Genomic DNA, 16,833 nt, shown 5'->3' with positions numbered 1-16,833 from the left:
ACCTCCTTTAGATTAATTGAACGTTAAGTTCTCTTTTAAATCTTGATGCATTAACGCTTGCTTCAAATTAATTTTTGCTTTTTCAGCTTGGCTTTCGACTTCCATTTTCACATCATCCTCAATACCAAAGATCTGTTGGAATAATTGAAGCTGTTCACCTGGATTTTTAGACGTAGAAAGCTCTTTAGCTTGTAATATTGGCTCTTTTAAAAGCTGATTAACGATTGATTTCGTATGTTTATTTAATATTTTTCGTTCACGATCAGATAAGTTTGGCATCTTGTTTTCAATAGAACTCATTGTTTCCATTTGAATTCTGTTAGCTTTTTGACGTAATGCAGATATGATTGGCACTACTCCAAGCGTAGCTACCCATTCATTAAACTGATCAATTTCTGTCTCAATCATTTTATTGATTTGGACTGCAGCACGTTCTCTTTCTGCAAGATTCGCTTCTACAATTCCTTGAAGATCATCAATATCATATAAGAACACGTTTGGTAAATCACCGATACGTGGATCTAAGTCGCGCGGTACAGCAATGTCTACCATGAATAAAGGCTTGCCTTTACGTAAACGGTCTACAAATTGCATTAGCTCATAGTCAATTACATACTCAGTGGCACCAGTAGAACTGATAAGAATATCAGCCTCTAATAGAGCACATTGAAGTTCGTCCATCGGCTTAGCGTTTCCAGCGAATTTAGACGCAAGCTCCTTTGCTTTCTCATACGTACGGTTTATAACCGTTACCTTTTCAGCCCCGCTACCATGTAGGTTTTGGATAGCTAACTCGCCCATTTTCCCAGCACCTAGGATGACCACGTGCTTATGATTTAGCGAACCAAATATTTTTTTACCTAACTCAACTGCTGCATAAGAAACAGATACTGCATTTTCACCAATAGATGTCTCCGCATGAGCACGTTTCGCAAACGTCACTGCTTGTTTAAATAATTGGTTAAATATCGTACCAGTTGTCCCATTTTCTTGCCCATTTAAAAAGCTCTTCTTCACTTGTCCCAGAATTTGAGTTTCCCCTAGAACCATGGAGTCGACTCCAGCAGTAACACGGAATAAGTGATTATTTGCTTCATTGTCTTCATGAATAAATAAATATCTAGAAAGGTTCTCCATCGGGATATCGAACCAATTTGCTAGAAATTGTTTTACATAGTATCTTCCTGTATGCAATTGATCTACAGTAGCGTAAATTTCAGTACGGTTGCATGTAGACACAATAACGTTTTCTAAAATACTTTTCTGTTCTTGTAACGCCTGCATCGCATTTGGAAGCTCCGCTTCAACAAAAGAAAGCTTTTCACGAATCTCAACAGGTGCAGTACGATAATTGACACCTACCACTAGTGTGTGCATGGAGTCATGTCACCCTTTCACGTTCATTTCATAAGACCTATTATAGCATAGGTTCACAAGTAGAGAATTCGACATTTGTGAACAAGCTATGAAATCTTAATTAGAATTATTATAAATTAATAATAGCAAAAACTATTCGCATATACAAACATTCTGTCCAAGTTTATAAAAGATTAACTATTCAATTTAATTTAATTTAATTTTTAGCTTTTCGAGATGGACATTCTCTGTGATTGATTGTAACGGCAGGCGGCGACTCCGGCGGGATGAGTGAGACAGATAAGACATCACAACCACGCGCGTAAGCGATGGGTGATGGCTTATCGCTCACCCCGCGGAAAGCGTCCGCCTAGAGTGAAAATCAATCTTTATTTAATTCATAAAAAGGATATAAATAACATGATTCTCTACTCAGTAATAATAGTTAGATTAATTCGCACAAAAAAAGATTAACTAAGGATGGTATTCCCCAATTAATCTTTTTTAATCTTATCTAGACTTATTAACGACTTAATTTAAGGCATAAAAGAGTATATATGAAAATACTACATTCTAGTTTCGATTTCCTTCCAAGCTGCATCGAATCCTAGTCCAGTTTCAGAAGAGAAAACAATTAGTGGATCGCTTTTATCCATTTGAAGTTCGTCTTTTACAATCTTCTTATGTTTGTCCCATTTTCCTTTAGGAATTTTGTCCGCTTTTGTAGCGATTACGATACATGGAATGTTGTAATGCTTCAAGAAATCATACATCATACAGTCATCTTTAGTAGGTGGATGTCTTAAATCCACTATTAATAGTACACCTTTTAGAACCTCACGAGAGGTAAAATAAGTTTCAATCATTTTACCCCACGCGGCACGTTCTGATTTTGATACCTTTGCATATCCGTATCCAGGTACATCGACAAATAGCAGATCTTCTTCTAGCTTATAAAAGTTCAGTGTTTGTGTCTTTCCTGGCTTGGAAGAAATACGAGCCATGCTTTTTCGCCCAATCATCTTATTGATGAACGAGGATTTCCCAACATTGGACCGCCCAGCAAGCGCAAATTCCGGCAAGTCACCTTCTGGATATTGCGCTGGCCTTACGGCACTTATTAATAGTTCGACGTTATGAATTTTCATTTATTTTGCCTCCTCTAATGCAAGTTGAAGCACCTCTTCAGCATCGGAAACAAAATGGAATGTTAATACTTCGCGAACACTTTCTGGAATATCTTCAATATCACGCTCGTTGTCTTTCGGACAAATAATTGTCGTCAAACCAGCGCGATGAGCACTTAATGTTTTTTCTTTTAAACCACCGATTGGCAACACACGACCTCTTAATGTAACCTCACCAGTCATCCCGACCTCACGTAGAATTGGGCGTTTAGATAGTGCAGAAACAAGTGCCGTCACAATCGTTATACCTGCAGATGGGCCATCCTTTGGAACAGCACCTTCTGGTACGTGAATATGAATATCCTTATTTTCATGGAAGGTAGGATCAATTCCGAAATCAGCTGCCTTAGAGCGAACATAAGATAACGCAGTTTGAGCCGATTCCTTCATAACATCTCCAAGTTTACCTGTAAGCTGTAATTTACCAGACCCGGCTGATAAGGAGACTTCTATTTGAAGTGTATCCCCACCAACTGTTGTATAAGCAAGACCAGTTGCAACACCTACTTGATTTTCCGACTCTGCTTGTCCATAACGGAATTTTCGCTTACCAATAGTATCTTCCAAATTCTTTGTGGAAATAGTAACTCGTTTTTTATCACCTGAAACAATCAGGAGAGCTGCTTTACGGCAAATATTAGCTAATACTCTCTCTAAGCTACGAACACCCGCCTCACGAGTGTAATAACGAATCACATCTATAAGTGCATCGTCCTTCACTTGAAGCTGAGTTTTCTTTAATCCATGCTCTTTCAGCTGCTTTGGTAGCAAGTGATTTTTAGCAATAGACAGCTTTTCAATTTCTGTATATCCCGCAATTGATATAATTTCCATACGGTCTCTTAATGGACCTGGAATTGTGCTTAAATCATTAGCAGTAGCAATAAACAATACATTGGATAAGTCATAGGTCTCCTCAATGTAGTGATCACTAAAGGAGTTATTTTGCTCTGGATCTAGCACTTCTAGCATTGCAGCTGCAGGATCTCCACGGAAGTCATTGGACATCTTGTCAATTTCATCTAAGAGAATTAACGGATTGATCGTCCCTGCCTTTTTCATTCCTTGAATAATACGACCAGGCATAGAGCCTACATAGGTTCTTCTATGTCCACGGATTTCTGACTCATCTCTTACCCCTCCAAGAGAGATACGAACGAATTTTCTACCTAGGGACTCTGCAATAGATTTCGCTAATGAGGTTTTCCCCACTCCGGGTGGTCCCGACAGACAAAGAATTGGTCCTCTTAGTGATTTAGTCAATTGACGAACTGCTAAATACTCAAGCACGCGTTCTTTAACAGTTTCTAATCCATCATGATCGCGATCTAGAATTTGCTCTGAGCGTTTAATATCTAACTGATCTTCTGTAGAATTGGACCATGGAATAGAGACAATCCATTCAATATAGTTACGAATTACTCCACTTTCTGGAGCTTGAGTTGGCAACTTTTCATATCGGTCTAATTCCTTCAGTACATTCTTTTTAGTAGACTCAGGTAAGCCTGCTTTTTCAATACGTTTTTTTAACTCGGCAACCTCGCCAGTCTTACCTTCTTTATCACCAAGCTCTGTTTGAATCGCCTTCATTTGCTCACGGAGGTAGAACTCTTTTTGTGTTCTTTCCATCGCATTTTTAACTCGATTATTTATTTTTTTCTCAAGATTCAAAATTTCTTGTTCATTATAAAGCTGCACGATTAAAGTTTCCATGCGCTCTTTAACATCCATAATTTCCAAAATCTCTTGTTTGCCTGAAATCTTTAACGGCAGAGCTGCTGCGATCATATCAGCTAATCTACCTGGTTCTTCAATATCAGCTACTGAACGATATGTTTCCTCCGATACGTGCTTCGAAGCTTTAGAATACTTTTCGAAATTATGTAATAGAGTACGCATTAAAGCTTGATCTTCTTGATCAGCATTTTTAGGCTCAATATAAGCCGATACAGTAACCTCGTCAATTGTATCTGTCACTTTATATTCATCCCAAATTGCACGCTGTAAACCTTCTACTAAAACTCTCATCGTCCCGTTAGGTAGTTTAACCACTTGTTTTATATGTGCAATTATTCCCACATCATAAATATCCTCTTGCACTGGCTGTTCAATACCTAAATCCCTCTGAGCAGAAAGAAATAGTTTTTCCTCACGTTCCATTGCTGTGTTCAAAGCGGCGATGGAACGCTCGCGACCTATATCTATATGAAGCACCATGGTAGGAAATATAAATAATCCACGAAGGGGTAATACCGGGTAATATGTCTTTTCTGCCATCTTGGAAGTCACCTCCATCATATTGTATCCTTTATATATCCTAATAATACAGTAAATCCTCTGGATAAAAAGAGGTAGATTTCACGTTATAAAGAGAAATAGCTGACATCCTTGCTCGCGCCTAAAGCACGTAGTTTGGAAGCCAGCTTTTTCAATGGCTATTAAGCCGATGTTTTTTCGTTGTCTATTTCTTTAAGTTCAGACCCATCTTCCAATAAAAGCTTAGGACGAGAGTGTTGTGTAATTGTTTCTTTCGTAATCACACATTCCACAATATCTTCACGAGATGGTAATTCATACATAACGTCTAGCATTGTATTCTCAATGATAGAACGTAATCCACGAGCACCAGTCTTACGCTCAATAGCTTCTTTCGCAATCTCCACTAAAGCTTCATCTTCAAATGTTAACTTAACATTATCCAACTCAATCATTTTTTGGTATTGCTTCACTAATGCATTCTTAGGCTCAGTAAGAATTTGCACTAATGCTTTGTCATCCAATTGCTCTAAGCTAGCTAATACTGGAAGTCGTCCTATGAATTCTGGAATTAAACCAAACTTTAGTAAATCCTCAGGAATTAATTGGGATAATACTGATTTTACATCTACTATAGCTTTATTTGGATCTGCACCGAAACCAATTACTTTTTCACCTAAACGGCGTTTAATAATTTGTTCGATTCCATCAAATGCTCCTCCAACGATAAACAATATGTTTGTTGTATCTATTTGAATGAATTCTTGATGGGGATGCTTACGTCCGCCTTGTGGTGGAACGCTTGCAACAGTTCCTTCTAATATTTTTAGAAGTGCTTGTTGTACCCCTTCACCTGAAACATCTCTAGTAATAGAAGGATTTTCAGATTTTCGAGCTACTTTATCTATTTCATCTATATATATAATACCTTTTTCTGCTCTTTCAATATCATAGTCTGCTGACTGAATAAGCTTTAACAGGATATTTTCAACATCTTCTCCAACATACCCAGCTTCTGTTAATGAAGTCGCATCTGCAATAGCAAAAGGAACATTCAGAATTCTAGCTAAAGTTTGAGCTAGTAAAGTTTTACCGCTCCCTGTTGGTCCGATTAAAACTATGTTTGATTTAGATAATTCAACTTCATCAATTACGCTATTGGAATTAATACGTTTGTAATGGTTATAAACAGCTACTGCAAGTGATTTTTTTGCTCGCTCTTGGCCAATTACGTATTCATCAAGAATAGCTAAAATTTCTTTTGGTTTTGGAACTTCTTTGAACTCTACTTCTTCTTCTGTGCCAAGTTCCTCTTCCACTATCTCAGAACATAGATCTATACATTCATCACAAATGTAAACTCCAGGTCCTGCAACAAGTTTACGAACTTGTTCTTGTGGCTTGCCACAAAAAGAACATTTTAAGTTCCCTTTTTCATCATTGAATTTGAACAAAATATTCACCCCTATTCAAGCCATTATCTTACAAGATTCTTTGTCCAGAATCAAATAATAAGTTTGCTTAAGATTTATTCTATATACGCTGTTACATCGGATTGCATTACTCAAGGTAGTATTCAGACTAGATACAAGTGACAACGATAGCAACAGCGCCATACTAAAAAAGTTATGTATGTATAAAACAAGGCACAGACAGATGCTGTACCTTGTTATATTATAACGCGTTATGTGTAATTATGAAATTTTAGCGTTTTCTACTAAGAATTCCACAGTTTTTTGGAAGCGAAGGTCTTTTTCAAGAACTTCCGTACCACCAAGTGCACGTTTAATATCATCAGCTGACATATTGAATTGAGCACTCATTTTTTCTAGTTCAGCATTAACCTCTTCTTCAGAAGATTGAAGCTCTTCTTTTTCTGAGATAGCTTCAATAGTTAATTGTACTTTCACACGCTTTTTAGCATCTTCTGTCATTTGCTCACGTAAAGCAGCTTCGTCTTGACCAGAGAACTGGAAGTAAAGTTCTAAGTTCATACCTTGTTGCTCTAAACGTTGACCAAATTCTTGTAACATGCGGTCTACTTCTGTTTCGATCATAGCTTCTGGGATATCGATAGTAGCGTTTGCAGCTGCAGCTTCTACTAAATCATCACGAAGGTTTTGTTCAGACATTTGTTTTTTCTCTTCAGTTGCTGCTTCTTTTAGCTTAGTGCGTAAAGCTTCAAGACCTTCAACCTCAGCATCAATTTCTTTAGCAAGCTCGTCATTAAGTTCAGGAAGCTCTTTTCCTTTTACTTCTTTAACTGTCACTTTGAAAGTTGCTGCTTTACCAGCTAATTCTGCTGCATGATATTCTTCTGGGAATGTAACTTCTACGTCTTTTGATTCGCCAGCTTTAACGCCAACTAATTGACCTTCAAAGCCTGGGATGAAAGAGTTAGAACCGATTTCTAAAGGATAATCTTGTCCTGCTCCACCTTCAAATGCTTCTCCGTCTACAAATCCTTCAAAGTCGATTACTGCAGTGTCGCCTTCAACGATTGCATCTTCTTTTACAACTAATTCAGCTAAACGAGCTTGATGCCCTTTAAGTTGCTCTTCGATTTCTTCGTCTGTAACTGTTTGATCTAACTTAGTAACTTCAAGACCTTTGTAATCGCCAAGAGTTACTTCTGGTTTTACTACTACATTAGCAGTAAACACTAAAGGTTGACCTTTTTCCATAGTTACGATGTCGATTTCTGGACGATCTACTGGATCGATTCCAGCTTCATCAATTGCTGAAGCATATGCTTCAGGAAGAATGAAATCTAATGCATCTTGGTATAAAGACTCAACTCCGTACATTTTTTCGAAAATTGGGCGTGGCATTTTCCCTTTACGGAAACCTGGTGCATTAATTTGCTTAACCACTTTCTTAAAAGCTTGGTCTAAACCTTTGTTTACTACATCAGCAGCAACTTCAACTGTTAAAAGACCATTATTTCCTTCTTGTTTTTCCCATTTAACTGACATTTATTCTACCTCCAATAAATAAATTACAATAATTTAGTAGCCTGTATATTAAAAGTTTGAAACTTAACAGGACAGTTTTTCACTAATTATATTGACAACTTGTATATTATAGCATAACTGACTAGACTTTCAACATTATTGATATACAAGTAAGCTCGCCTATTTTCCTAGTAAACTTTTTTCTATATGTTATGTAAGGGCTTCAAAACTATTACCTAATCAGATAACCTTCATTACTTATAATCCTTTAATCCTTATAAGGTTGTCAACTATAAAATCGGAATTGCCGTTCTTTACTATTCATAAAATGAATTGATTTTATAATTTTTAGGCTATGTTAAAGGGTAGAGTTGAATTATAATGCAAAGAAATCTTCAAGAAAGTAGAATTGATTTCCGCCCCAGCCGGACGCTTTCCACGGGGTGAGCGATAAGCCATCACCCATCGCTTACGCGCGTGGTTGTGAGGTCTTATCTGTCTCACTCATCCCGTTGGAGTCTCCGTCTGGCGCTCCAATCAATAAATGGGAACAGCTTTAGCATCTATAAATCGAATCAATTTACTCGCATAAACAAAGCTGAAAAGCTGCAAACAACCCCAATTTCATCATCTTTTTATGTTCATAATAGCCATTTGAATATTCCTTTTCTAATGACTACAGTCATTTTAAAAAAGAACCGTTAGTCAAAATCAACCATTAACTTTAACAAAGCTAATTTTTATTTTAATTTGCTAACACAAGCTACATATATAGAATTATGACATTTAGATGCTTTTATATTTATAGAGTAGAATTGATTATCCTTTAGACGAACGGTTTTCACGAGCTTTGCTATAAGACATCACCCGTCATTAACACGCGCAGTTTTGATGTCTTAGCTGTCTCTATCATCACTACTTATATAGCGCATGCAGCTTACACCATCCGTACAGAAGAAATGCTTTTTGGTTACGATTCCTGTATTAAATCAACCTACACAATCGAATTTCCCCAAGCTATTTTACCCATAATAACTGCTTTTTTAGCCCCGGTAGCCGCAGGAAGGTTATTTGTTTTTTTCTTTAAGCATTGATAGCCTAATAAAGCGAAAATTACCGCTTCTTTCGCATCTGCGCTTACTTCATATGCTTCCATCCCAACCACAGAAACACGATCTGACATATAACCTTGTAGGCTGTTGAATAGTGTCAAATTATGTCTCCCCCCGCCGCTAACGATTACTTCTTCTATCTGTGCAGATTCAATAAATTTTAAGATTTCTGTAGCAATCGTCCGTGCAGTTAATGCAGTAATGGTAGCAATCCGATCCTCCAGACTAATAGCTAGATGTTCAGCTTCCTCCCACAGTATTCTCGCAAATTGAGTTCCAAACATCTCTCTACCTGTGCTTTTTGGGAAATTCTGATGGAAGAACGGATAAGCAAGTAGCTTAGTTAGCCATTTTTCATTCACCTTACCGCTTGCTGCTATAGCTCCATCGCGATCATAGTCATTTTTACTATTTGTTGCCCATTGGACAAATGCATCAATGATCATATTTCCCGGGCCGGTATCGTATGCAATAACCTCCGATGCTGTAGCTCCTTTCGGAAGGACAGTTATGTTAGCAATTCCTCCTATATTAACGAGCACTCTCCCATGACTCTTATTCGTATAAAGCATATGATCAGCATAAGGGACTAACGGAGCTCCTCCTCCCCCTACGGCCATGTCTCGTGTCCTAAAATCACCAACAGTCGTAATACCGGTACGTTCAGCAATTACTGCTATGTCCCCTATTTGTAGAGTGGATGTAACATCTCTTCCTTCAATGTTAATCGAAGCCGGCTGGTGAAAGATAGTTTGACCATGGGAGCTTACAAGTAAAATATCTTGCGGCATTAAATTGGCTTGTTGAATAATAGATAAGGTAGCCTCAGAGAAGATTTCTGCTAAATACATATTCATCCCACTAATGTCTGTTACTTTTGCTATTTCAGGAGTGCAAATTTCTCTAAGCTTTTCTTTTAGTTCCCTTGAGTAAGGGACTGACAAATACTTTACTAAATCTATTTGCAAATTGTCATTAATATCATTAATTTTGACGAGAGCTGCATCTACCCCATCTAGTGATGTTCCGGACATAAGACCAACTACATAGCTCGTTTGCTCTTCCAAATACATCTCTCCCTATAAAGAAATTTATAATAAAAGCATATTAGAGCTCTTTTCTATAAGAGGTGTAGCCTTTCCAAACCTCATAATCTAATTTACGATAAAAATCGACAAGCCCGGTCCAATCAATGACAATATGTTTAATGTCTCTATTTCTTAGAAAAGCTATAGCAGCTTGTACGATTGCTATACCGTATCCATTCCCGCGTTCCATGGAATCGACCCCTAAAGGTCCTATCCCCCCTAATTCTTGGCTGAATAGCGGTGCCCAGTACACGTTTTGAGCGATTAAGGGCGAGCTATTATCGTTAATTCTTGAAAACCCAATAATCTTATATTCTTTTTTAAGAACGGCAAATTCCCTACCATTCCCACCCTTTTGGAAATATTGATGAGCCTCGTATTCCCATCGTCCTGGAAAGCATCCATGTAAAAATGCAAGGAACGCCTCCTTTTCCTCATGCTTTAATATTGAAAACTCAACATTAGGAAGGGCAGGTAATTCTTTCGCTACCTCACCCTCATATTTACAGAGCATATCGAACTCTTTTCCAAAAGAATGATAGCCTCTTTTTTCAAACCAATCTTCATAGCTATCTAATGGGACACCAGGGAAATAATGCCATGGGTCTTTTCCTAATAATATTTCCTGCATTCCAGCTAATTGAAAAGCGTCCTCTGCATGCCTTAATAGATTAGAGCCGATCCCCTTGTTTCGGTACTCACGATGAACAAGAATTACTTGAATCCAGCCTGTTTTATCCTTCATCGGTATCTCTAATTCTTCCTGCCACCTTTTACCTACTACAAACCCGATTATTTGACCTTGCTCATTTACAGCTATTCGGGAAGCATCATAGCAAATATTTTCATCCTGAAAACTATTTTGCTCAAATAGCTCCTTTCGCATTGGAAAATCTCTTCCTAGCTCTTGATTCCACAAACTCACCAATTCATCTAGTCTATCTAACCGCCATTCTATCAACTGCATGCTTTCACCTCAATTATCATAGTTTGTTCTATTAAATGTTTCTAAAAAATACTCTTCTATTTCTATATTTTCTTCTAAAAGAGCAGCAACTACTGCCCCACCTGCCGGTAATATTTTCGGGAAGATTATATCTACATGAATACCTTCATTCTTAATCGTTCTTTCGATTGATTCTTTCAAAATGTCATATCTATTAAAAAGTCCACCTACTAAAACAACTCGTATAACATCATTCCCTTGGCTGAATAGCTGTTTTACAAGAGCAGATATCGCCAATCCAAGCTCTACTCCATTCTGATCGATGATGCGCTTGGCAATCATATCATTACGTTCTACCGCCTTCATAACAAGCACCGTGAGAGAGGATATCAGCTTTTTCGGATTGTCTGCCTGATAAATAACCGGAATAATATCCGGCAATTCTTCTTTAGTGAAATGCTGGATAAGTAGGTCAGACAATAATGTTTGTTCCATGAGACCGTCCCTCGCTTTAAAGGCAGCTTCTAATGCATCTCTTCCAATGGCATATCCACTACCTTGATCTCCAAACAGATGGCCCCATCCTCCTACACGCGCTCGATCGGAAGCTTCATTCACACCGTATGTGATTGCTCCAGTTCCAGCAATTTGGACTACCCCTGGTTTTCCTATTGTCCCGGAATAAAGTGCTGTAATCGCATCATGGTCTATAGTAATACTTACCTCTGAAGAAAATAGAGGTTGTAGTATGGCTTTTAAGGCGTCTTGATTGGTTATATTGCCCGCTCCTGCCATACCAGCAAATACACGCTTTACTAGTAAGAAATTTTGTGGTGCCAATTCTTTTAGTTCTCTTATAAGCTTTTGCAGTTCTGATTGGACAGCTGTTTTGCCCGTACTATTAATATTAGTTCCACCAACCGTTGCTTTTGCTACTACTTCCCCTTTAGATGTAGCAATGATTCCAGTAGTTTTCGTTCCTCCACCATCAATCCCTAACACATACATTCTCTACACCCCTTTTGACAATAAACAAGATAACTCATAGAGAGTCAGCTTATGAATAAATTATTTCTTTGAATCCTTTGATAGAAAATTGACCGCATCTCGGGTAGCATCTAAATACTTAACCGTTTCTTCATATTGCAGAGAAGCAACTCCCATAAACAAAATATCCACCACTTGCAGCTGTCCAATTCGAGAGGAGGTAGCGCCACTACGAAACGTTGATTCTCTAGTGGCAGACGTATATAGCTTAATGTCTGCAATTTTAGAAACGATAGAGTTACCATATTTCGTAATACTGATAATAGAGATACCCTTTTCCTTAGCAAGCTCTAAAACTCTAGCAACTTCTGATGTCTCTCCAGAAAAGGAAATTGCTACAACCACATCCCCTTTTTCGGCAGTAGCTACGAGTGTCATTGCTAAATGCATATCTGGAAAGGCATAAGAGTTCTTGTTAATACGCAAAAACTTTTGTTGAGCATCTTGTGCAATGATATTAGAAGCTCCTACTCCAACAAAATGGATTGTATTGGCCACTCTAAGTAGGTCAATAGCTTTTTCTAATTCTTCGGTATTTAACATTTCAGCCGTTTCTCGAATCGTTTTAATACTATTGTTTGTCATCTTATCTATTATCGACATAATTGGTTCGTTCGGTTCTATATCTCTAAAACCATGCTCTGTTGTCTTTTGTAAATCTCCTGCAATTCTTAGCTTCAGATCTTGTAAGCCTTTTAAATCTAATGACTTACAAAGCCTGATGACTGCCGCCCCACTAGTAGAGCTTCTTTTCCCTAATTCGACTGCAGTTAAAGAAATTGCCTCTTGAGGATGATTTAATATATATCTTGCAATTTTCTTCTCAGAGGGTGGCAATGTATTCACCATTTCATTTAGCATAACTAGTCCACCGTTGGCAGATGACATAATTTATCCACTCATTTCTTCCTTGAAATAGCTATTTAACTCTACCTCTCCCTTTGGACTAGGTCACTGAGGTATTAAGTTAAAAGGCTTGTATTCATAATATATACCGTTAGATTGTAAATGGAGGAGCCCGTAACCGATGTTATTCTCCTGCTTCATCACATATTTTTTTGGTGAGGCATTGCCTGTAATAATGTATCTCACATCGCTAACTTCCCATTGGTCTTGCGTATGTAAATGTCCAAATAAAACTACAATGTCTCTAGAAGGTAATTCTTTTTTGTATTCGCTAAGTATATCTACTAATTGAACGGAATCTTCATATACCATTTCATGTGCAGTTCCAAAATGGTCCTTAGTAGGTACATGAGTAAGTACTACAATATGCTTTTGCTCATGGGTAGATAATACTTCCCTCAGGTAAGTTAACTGGGTTGAGTCTGAAAGCGTGAGACTTTGCCCTAAAGCACTATTTAAAATGATAAACAGTACTTTCCCATAAGTAAAATGATAGGATGGTGAACCCATAAAGCTCTGATATAGCGTTAAGTTTCCTCGAAATGCTTCATGATTCCCAGCAAGCGTTAATATGGGTATGTGTTTCTTCATATCCGAAAATAGAGATGTCTTCGCTAACTTAAATTCCTCTTCTGTCCCTTGATCTACAAAGTCACCCATATGTATGATAAACTCAGGTGCTTCATCCAATGAATGTACTAAAGCAGCTTTTCCATGCTCCAGCGTATGTGTATCTGGAATTATACCTACTATAAAGTTGTCCTCGTCTATTGGCCCTTTTATAGATTGAACAACAAAATTTTGCTGATATGGGTCCATTTCATTTCCTGCTCGATCCTTTGCATGAATAGAAAGGTAATGTGGACCATCTATTAAATGAGTACTAGATATCGCAAATCCCCAGCCTGTTTCTTCATCATAGAACACTTTTTGCTTTTCATTATTAATAGTAAGAATTATATCGTTCTTTTCAATCCCACTATGTTCATCACAAAGTCGAAAGCCAATCCGCGGTGTAGCTGTATAAATAACAGCGGAATCAGTTGGTGTGACATCAGATATAATGGGACATTCATAATCTTCACTTAAATCTATTAAATAATTTTTTTCTAGATGCGGTACCGACCAATTACCAGCCAAATCTTTTACTTGGATGCTAACTTTACAATTTCCCTCTTGAAGTTCTTTTACATGATAAGATATTTTGTTCGCTTGAATAGAAGGAACAACCAATTTATTATTGATTTTCATGATTAAAGAATCGAAATCTACACCTGACATGTCATCGCTCACTACTGCAGAAAAGACAAAGGAATTTCTATATACCTTCTCCTTTTGAGGTAATATGTCACTAAAAATTGGTCCCGTTAAGTCTTGATCATCAACATATACAAATGTAATATGATCCAAATAGAACTTTCCATTAATACTGGAGTCTTTTTGATTAACCAAATTTGTTTCTACTGCATATATTTGCTCCAACCTTAATGGAAGCTTCCAGTTTTGCTCCAAGTCTGCATCTAAGTATTTCCATCCATTCCAGCTAATATTTCCATTTGTTAAGTTAATTATCTTCCGTTCATTATCTCCATCTATTATTGTTGCTCGTAGCCATGGTGTTTTTCCATCACTATGTACCCAAACTGCCAGCTTTTTTGGCATCTGCTTTGTCACTAACTTCTTTTTAAACTTGATATACATAGCTCCATTTCCTTTAACCCAACCTCCGTAGTTAAAGTTAACCTCTAAGCTATACTTTCCATGTTTGACGTGATCCTTGTTTAAAGATAAATAATAGGAGGAGACAAAGGAATGATTGGTTTCATAGTCACTAAGATTGGCATTATTGAAATCGTCCAAGATTAGCTTCTTATGTTCCTTCATCCTTTTCCCTCCTCTTATAATTTCATATCCGCTATTTCTATAGCTTTTCTTACAAAACCGTTTGCCTGTTTAATATAATCTATTGCCTCTTCATAATTAACATTAGCTTTCATCATTACTATCGCAGGTTTTACTTCATTATTTGCAAGCTCTAAAAATTCTTCTGCCTCTTTATATGACCGGTTAGTAATCGTTTGAATAATACCCTTCGCTCGCTCTTTAAGCTTTTCATTACTAACGGAAACATCTACCATTAAGTTTTCATAAACCTTACCTAGCTTAATCATAACCGTTGTTGAAATCATATTTAAAATGAGCTTATGTGCAGTAGCTGCTTTCATCCTTGTAGACCCCGTAATTACCTCTGGTCCAGTCTCTACCTCAATTTTAATAGTAGCATGTTCACTGATAGAGGAATTTTTGTTTGCAGTTAAACTGATTGTTTGTGCACCAACCTCATTAGCGTATTCCAATGCCCCAATTACATATGGTGTTCTTCCACTCGCTGCTATTCCTATCACTACATCATAACTAGACAAAGCTCTTTCTCTTAAATCCTCTTTACCTTTCTCTGGACTATCCTCGGCACCCTCTACCGCTTTTTCGAAAGCTGAAAGTCCACCTGCCATAACAGCCTGCACTAAATTGGGCGGTGTCCCAAAGGTGGGTGGACATTCGACCGCATCTAAAATACCTAGTCTCCCACTTGTTCCTGCTCCAACATAAAATAGTCTCCCACCAGATTTCAATGAGTTGAATACAGCCTCTGCAGCCCTTTCAATATCATCTATTTCATCCTGTACACATTCAGCAACACGTTTATCCTCTTCATTAATCATTGCTAAAATGCTTTTAGTAGACATATGATCAATGTTTATGGAATGGCTATTTCTCTGTTCAGTTGACAGTTTATTCAAATTAGATAAATCATTCATTTTAATCATCCTAGTTATATATGTCGTATATTTTCTTTTCTTTTTGAAAGCCTTCTATTAAATCTTGACAATTCTCTATATATTCTTTTGTCGTTCCATTCCAAATACGTTCCCTTATGCTTTTAGAACCAGCCAACAAGTCAAAGAAATACTTCTTCTGCTCATTTTCTATAAATGAGAAGTCATTTGGATACATTTCTGCGATTGTTTCTATAAGCAACAGACCAGTTTCCCATGCATTTAATGTGCGACGATCGACAATATGTAGCTGAATTCCGCTGCAAATGACATTCATATACTTTTGATAGGTTGGCTTAAAAGAAATGGGCCTTGCGATAATTCCTTCTATCTTTTTCTCATTAAATGCCTTTGCAAGCCTTTGCCCATCCACATAAGGAGCACCAATCCATTCAAAGGGTCTTGTAGTGCCTCTCCCTTCAGATAAGTTAGTTCCTTCTATTAAACAGGTTCCAGGATATAATACATTCATATCAATGTTAGTAGTATTTGGAGAAGGGGGTACCCACAATACAGGAGTGTCATCAAAGTACATAGCACGATGCCATCCCTCCATTGGAACAACTGTTAAATCACAATTATAGCCAAACTTATATTTAAATAACTGTGCAAGTTCCCCTACAGTCATCCCATGCCTATTTGGAATAGGTAGCAAACCAACAAAGGAGCGAACATCCTCTTCCACAAGATTTCCTTCTATTCGGTCACCAGAAATCGGATTTGGTCGATCCAATACAACAAACTGCTTTCCTTGCTCTCCACAGGCTTCCATTACATACGCCATTGTATAGATGTACGTGAAGTATCTTGAACCAATATCCTGTAGATCAAAAACAATTACATCAACAGATTCTAACATCTCTTGTGTAGGCTTCCTTGAATCACCATATAGACTGTAAACCGGAAGATTTGTGAAAGGGTCTATCGATGACTGGACTCCCTCTCCTTCTTTCGCATCTCCACGAATCCCATGTTCTGGTCCATATAATGCTGTAAGATTTATGCCAGGATGATCGACAAATAATTCAATAGTCGGAGTGAGCTTTTGGTTTACCCCCGTCATATTTGTCACCAAGCCTATACTTTTCCCCATAAAAGGTTTATAGCCATCTTCCAAAAATACTTCTACCCCTAACTTCATGTG

At 37.6% G+C, this 16,833-nt stretch carries 12 protein-coding genes; all 12 read right to left on the bottom strand.

Annotated elements, in window-relative coordinates:
- Positions 1-12: 12 nt before the first annotated feature.
- Positions 13-1,377: a glutamyl-tRNA reductase gene (gene hemA / locus MKX96_RS08030; RefSeq protein ID WP_340883136.1), complete on the bottom strand. Its 1,365-nt coding sequence runs from the start codon at positions 1,375-1,377 to the stop codon at positions 13-15.
- Between the two features lie 545 nt (positions 1,378-1,922).
- Positions 1,923-2,504, bottom strand: a complete 582-nt coding sequence (gene yihA / locus MKX96_RS08025; RefSeq protein WP_169359866.1) for a ribosome biogenesis GTP-binding protein YihA/YsxC — start codon at positions 2,502-2,504, stop codon at positions 1,923-1,925.
- Entirely contained in the window at positions 2,505-4,820 is a 2,316-nt protein-coding gene (gene lon / locus MKX96_RS08020) for an endopeptidase La (RefSeq protein ID WP_169359865.1), read from the bottom strand.
- Positions 4,821-4,981: 161 nt separating this feature from the next.
- Complete coding sequence (gene clpX, locus MKX96_RS08015) at positions 4,982-6,253, bottom strand: ATP-dependent protease ATP-binding subunit ClpX (RefSeq protein WP_340883135.1); 1,272 nt, start codon at positions 6,251-6,253, stop codon at positions 4,982-4,984.
- Between the two features lie 240 nt (positions 6,254-6,493).
- On the bottom strand, positions 6,494-7,774 hold the full coding sequence (gene tig, locus MKX96_RS08010; protein ID WP_169359863.1) for a trigger factor: 1,281 nt from the start codon (positions 7,772-7,774) through the stop codon (positions 6,494-6,496).
- A 973-nt stretch (positions 7,775-8,747) separates the two neighbouring features.
- Positions 8,748-9,932, bottom strand: a complete 1,185-nt coding sequence (locus MKX96_RS08005) for an anhydro-N-acetylmuramic acid kinase (protein WP_340883134.1) — start codon at positions 9,930-9,932, stop codon at positions 8,748-8,750.
- A 40-nt stretch (positions 9,933-9,972) separates the two neighbouring features.
- Entirely contained in the window at positions 9,973-10,920 is a 948-nt protein-coding gene (locus MKX96_RS08000) for a GNAT family N-acetyltransferase (protein WP_340883133.1), read from the bottom strand.
- Between the two features lie 9 nt (positions 10,921-10,929).
- Positions 10,930-11,907, bottom strand: a complete 978-nt coding sequence (locus MKX96_RS07995; RefSeq protein WP_340883132.1) for an N-acetylglucosamine kinase — start codon at positions 11,905-11,907, stop codon at positions 10,930-10,932.
- A 60-nt stretch (positions 11,908-11,967) separates the two neighbouring features.
- Positions 11,968-12,834 carry a MurR/RpiR family transcriptional regulator gene (locus tag MKX96_RS07990; protein ID WP_251553447.1) on the bottom strand — a complete coding sequence of 289 codons (867 nt, stop codon included), beginning with the start codon at positions 12,832-12,834 and terminating at the stop codon, positions 11,968-11,970.
- A gap of 63 nt (positions 12,835-12,897) precedes the next feature.
- Positions 12,898-14,736, bottom strand: coding sequence for a metallophosphoesterase family protein (locus MKX96_RS07985; protein WP_340883131.1), 1,839 nt, complete (start codon positions 14,734-14,736; stop codon positions 12,898-12,900).
- Between the two features lie 14 nt (positions 14,737-14,750).
- Positions 14,751-15,671 (bottom strand): N-acetylmuramic acid 6-phosphate etherase, encoded by a 921-nt coding sequence (gene murQ, locus MKX96_RS07980; RefSeq protein ID WP_340883130.1) that lies wholly within the window; start codon positions 15,669-15,671, stop codon positions 14,751-14,753.
- A 10-nt stretch (positions 15,672-15,681) separates the two neighbouring features.
- Positions 15,682-16,830, bottom strand: coding sequence for an exo-beta-N-acetylmuramidase NamZ family protein (locus MKX96_RS07975; RefSeq protein WP_340883129.1), 1,149 nt, complete (start codon positions 16,828-16,830; stop codon positions 15,682-15,684).
- Between the last annotated feature and the right edge of the window lie 3 nt (positions 16,831-16,833).

The organism is Psychrobacillus sp. FSL W7-1493 (assembly GCF_038004905.1).
GTDB lineage: Bacteria > Bacillota > Bacilli > Bacillales_A > Planococcaceae > Psychrobacillus.
The sequence above is the reverse complement of the archived record's forward strand: the minus strand, read 5'-3'. Positions and strand labels throughout refer to the sequence as shown.

Bases quoted from the DNA above. Each gene is read 5' to 3' on its own strand.
- hemA (WP_340883136.1), bottom strand. From the start codon at position 1,377: ATGCACACACTAGTGGTAGGTGTCAATTATCGTACTGCACCTGTTGAG.
- yihA (WP_169359866.1), bottom strand. From the start codon at position 2,504: ATGAAAATTCATAACGTCGAACTATTAATAAGTGCCGTAAGGCCAGCG.
- lon (WP_169359865.1), bottom strand. From the start codon at position 4,820: ATGGCAGAAAAGACATATTACCCGGTATTACCCCTTCGTGGATTATTT.
- tig (WP_169359863.1), bottom strand. From the start codon at position 7,774: ATGTCAGTTAAATGGGAAAAACAAGAAGGAAATAATGGTCTTTTAACA.
- MKX96_RS08000 (WP_340883133.1), bottom strand. From the start codon at position 10,920: ATGCAGTTGATAGAATGGCGGTTAGATAGACTAGATGAATTGGTGAGT.
- MKX96_RS07995 (WP_340883132.1), bottom strand. From the start codon at position 11,907: ATGTATGTGTTAGGGATTGATGGTGGAGGAACGAAAACTACTGGAATC.
- MKX96_RS07990 (WP_251553447.1), bottom strand. From the start codon at position 12,834: ATGTCATCTGCCAACGGTGGACTAGTTATGCTAAATGAAATGGTGAAT.
- MKX96_RS07985 (WP_340883131.1), bottom strand. From the start codon at position 14,736: ATGAAGGAACATAAGAAGCTAATCTTGGACGATTTCAATAATGCCAAT.
- murQ (WP_340883130.1), bottom strand. From the start codon at position 15,671: ATGAATGATTTATCTAATTTGAATAAACTGTCAACTGAACAGAGAAAT.
- MKX96_RS07975 (WP_340883129.1), bottom strand. From the start codon at position 16,830: ATGAAGTTAGGGGTAGAAGTATTTTTGGAAGATGGCTATAAACCTTTT.